Source organism: Pseudomonas sp. NPDC087346, assembly GCF_044744235.1.
Taxonomy (GTDB): domain Bacteria; phylum Pseudomonadota; class Gammaproteobacteria; order Pseudomonadales; family Pseudomonadaceae; genus Aquipseudomonas.
This window is the reverse complement of record NZ_JBIUXX010000150.1, coordinates 1-2,927: the sequence shown is the minus strand read 5'-3', so window position 1 is coordinate 2,927 and position 2,927 is coordinate 1. Positions and strand designations below refer to the sequence as shown.

At 55.5% G+C, this 2,927-nt stretch carries 3 protein-coding genes and 1 pseudogene; all 4 read right to left on the bottom strand.

Translation table 11 applies throughout. The features are described from left to right. Window positions 1-106 precede the first annotated feature (106 nt). Window positions 107-730, bottom strand: a complete 624-nt coding sequence (gene msrQ, locus ACIOZM_RS31615; RefSeq protein WP_401221558.1) for a protein-methionine-sulfoxide reductase heme-binding subunit MsrQ — start codon at window positions 728-730, stop codon at window positions 107-109. Further along, a complete protein-coding gene (msrP, locus tag ACIOZM_RS31610) occupies window positions 730-1,743 on the bottom strand; it encodes a protein-methionine-sulfoxide reductase catalytic subunit MsrP (protein ID WP_401221556.1) in 1,014 nt (337 codons plus the stop codon). The genes msrQ and msrP overlap by 1 nt, the downstream gene beginning before the upstream one ends. 62 nt (window positions 1,744-1,805) lie before the next feature. Then, window positions 1,806-2,663, bottom strand: a complete 858-nt coding sequence (gene pssA / locus ACIOZM_RS31605; RefSeq protein WP_016983477.1) for a CDP-diacylglycerol--serine O-phosphatidyltransferase — start codon at window positions 2,661-2,663, stop codon at window positions 1,806-1,808. 146 nt (window positions 2,664-2,809) lie between these two features. After that, window positions 2,810-2,927: pseudogene (locus tag ACIOZM_RS31600) on the bottom strand (ketol-acid reductoisomerase); the annotation flags it as partial.

Genomic DNA, 2,927 nt, shown 5'->3' with positions numbered 1-2,927 from the left:
ACCTGCTGCCGAAACCTACATAACTCTTTGTTTACCAAGGAGTTTTCCGTTTCGACTGCGCCGGAAGTGGGGCGAATTATAGAGACTCAGAATCTACCGTCAACCGTTAATTTCGCTTTTCTTGCAATACAGGCTTTTTAGTCAGCAAACGCGGGATTCGGCGGGCAACAGCCGGGACACGCAACAAGAGAAGCACAGCACCTATAAAGGCATAGATCGCCCATTCCTTGAGATCAGCACGCACAATCCACAACATATGCAGCAATCCCAGGCCAAGAATCACGTACGCCAACCGGTGCAGCTTCTTCCAGCGACTGCCTAATCGTCGCTGACTGTAGCGATTGGACGTTAGTGCCAACGCCAACAATCCAAGAAACCCAAGCGTACCGACAATAATGTAGGGCCGCTTGCGCAGCTCAACACCCAATTGCGACCAATCGAACCCCAGGATAAATGCCATGTAGCTACATAGATGTAGAACCACGAAAGCAAAACACCAAAGCCCCAACTGGCGCCGGACCGCTATCCACCCTGCCCAGCCGCTGAGCTTTTGCAGAGGCGTCATGCTCAAGGTGATTAATAGAAGCACCAACGTACCCAGCCCCAATCGATCAACCAGCACCTTGCCGGGATCAGGGCCGAGCAAATCCGCGAAAGCCTGATAGAACCAAATCAACGGCCAGATCGCAGCGGCGATAAACACGCCTACACGCCAGAATGGATATCGCATCAGTAGTTCTTCCGCAGATCGAGTCCTTTATATAAAGAAGCGACCTCCTCCGAGTATCCGTTGAACATCTGCGTGTCTCGTACATTCGGCTTGAACAGGCTGTTCGGCAACCGCCGCTCGCGCGCCTGCGTCCAACGCGGGTGATCAACCGTCGGATTCACGTTTGCGTAAAACCCATACTCGTCAGCAGCGATGCTCTGCCAAGTGGTCTTTGGCTGCTCGCTCACCAGACTGATGCGCACAATGGATTTGACGCTCTTGAAGCCGTATTTCCATGGCACAACCAAACGCAGCGGCGCACCGTTCTGATTCGGTAACTCGCGCCCATACATACCCACCGCAAGAATCGCCAACGGGTTCATCGCCTCATCCAGACGCAAGCCTTCTACATAAGGCCAGTCGATCAGAGCGAAACCCGAACGCTGACCCGGCATAGTCTTGGGGTCCTGAAGGGTTTCGAAGCGGATGTATTTAGCATTGGAAGTCGGCTCGACCTGCTTGAGCAGCGCCGAGATCGGAAAACCGATCCACGGGATGACCATCGACCACGCCTCGACACACCGCAGACGATAGATACGCTCTTCTAGCTGATAAGGCTTCATGAAGTCTTCCAGCGCATAACGCCCCGGCTTACCTACTTCACCATCAACCACGACGCTCCACGGCTCGGTTTTCAGTGAGCCCGCATTCGCAGCCGGATCACCCTTATCGGTACCGAACTCATAAAAGTTGTTGTAGTGCGTTGCGTCTTTGTAAGGCGTGACAGCCTCATCCTTGATGTTGACTGCGCCCCATTGGGTAGAAGCAAGCTTTTCGTTGAACCAGGCAGGCGCATTGCCCGCTTCGACGCCGGCATACCGCGCAGCATCTTCGGCACTGGCCCAACGCGGCAGGCTGCTGAGCGCCAGACCGGCAGCGGTGGCTCCGAGCATCTGGCGACGAGAGAGGTAAATGGATTCACACGTGACATCCGACTCATGACAGTCAGATGCTTTGGGGATTTTGATCAGCATGACAACTCCGCAGTTTGGAGGACAGATGCACCCATAGACTGCGGAGTATGAGGGAAATTACATCACTCGGCTTTTTTGTGCCGACGAAGATGCAACAGGTACTGCACCGGGCCGGAAGCGGCGTAGGCAAGGAACACCAGCAACAGAATGCGCGGTGGATCGCTGAACACCACGGCAAACACCAGCACCACTGCGAGGATCGCAACGAAAGGCACTCGCCCTTTCAGGTCCAGCTCCTTGAAGCTGTTGTACTTGATGTTGCTGACCATCAGCATGCCCGCAGCCGCAACCATCAACGCCACCAGGAACGACATCTTCGAACCCTGGATTCCGTAATCGCTGAATGCCCAGACAATCCCCGCCACCACACCGGCAGCCGCCGGACTGGCCAGACCAATGAAGTAACGCTTGTCTGCCGTACCGACCTGAGTGTTGAAGCGCGCCAGACGCAACGCCGCACCGGCTACATAGATGAAGGCAACCATCCAGCCGACCTTGCCCATGTCGCCCAATGCCCAGCCAAATGCCAGCAGCGCCGGAGCCACACCGAAAGCGACCATGTCCGACAGCGAGTCGTACTCGGCGCCGAAGGCACTTTGGGTGTTGGTCATGCGTGCCACACGCCCATCGAGGCCGTCGAGCACCATGGCGACGAAAATCGCGATGGCGGCGAACGCGAAATACTTGCTCGCGTTGGCAGAATCACCCGCACTCAGAGCAGCCTGAGCGCTCATCGAGTTGATGATGGAGTAAAAACCTGCAAACAGATTCGCAGTGGTGAACAGATTCGGCAGCAGATAGATACCACGATGCCGGACTTTGCGGCCTTCAGCGTCGTGCCCTTCCTCGATGTGTTCATCGATAGGCAGCAGGCTTTCGGCGTCAGAAGCCTTGTTCGGCTCTTCGGGACGTTCGCTCATGGACATTACCTTGCAACGGTTTGGAAAAATTCGACAGGTGTCTGGGACGACGGTTCGGCCACAAACGATGCAGCTTTATACCAGAACAGTCAGCCCAAACGAAAAAACGCGGCCGAGGCCGCGTTTTTCGTACAAGGGACGACGACTTAGTTTTTGGCTTTGTCGACGATCTTGTTGGCACCGATCCACGGCATCATGGAGCGCAGTTGCTCGCCGATGATTTCGATACCGTGAGCGGCGTTGTTACGACGCTTGGCGGTCATC

Bases quoted from the DNA above. Each gene is read 5' to 3' on its own strand.
- msrQ (WP_401221558.1), bottom strand. From the start codon at position 730: ATGCGATATCCATTCTGGCGTGTAGGCGTGTTTATCGCCGCTGCGATC.
- msrP (WP_401221556.1), bottom strand. From the start codon at position 1,743: ATGCTGATCAAAATCCCCAAAGCATCTGACTGTCATGAGTCGGATGTC.
- pssA (WP_016983477.1), bottom strand. From the start codon at position 2,663: ATGAGCGAACGTCCCGAAGAGCCGAACAAGGCTTCTGACGCCGAAAGC.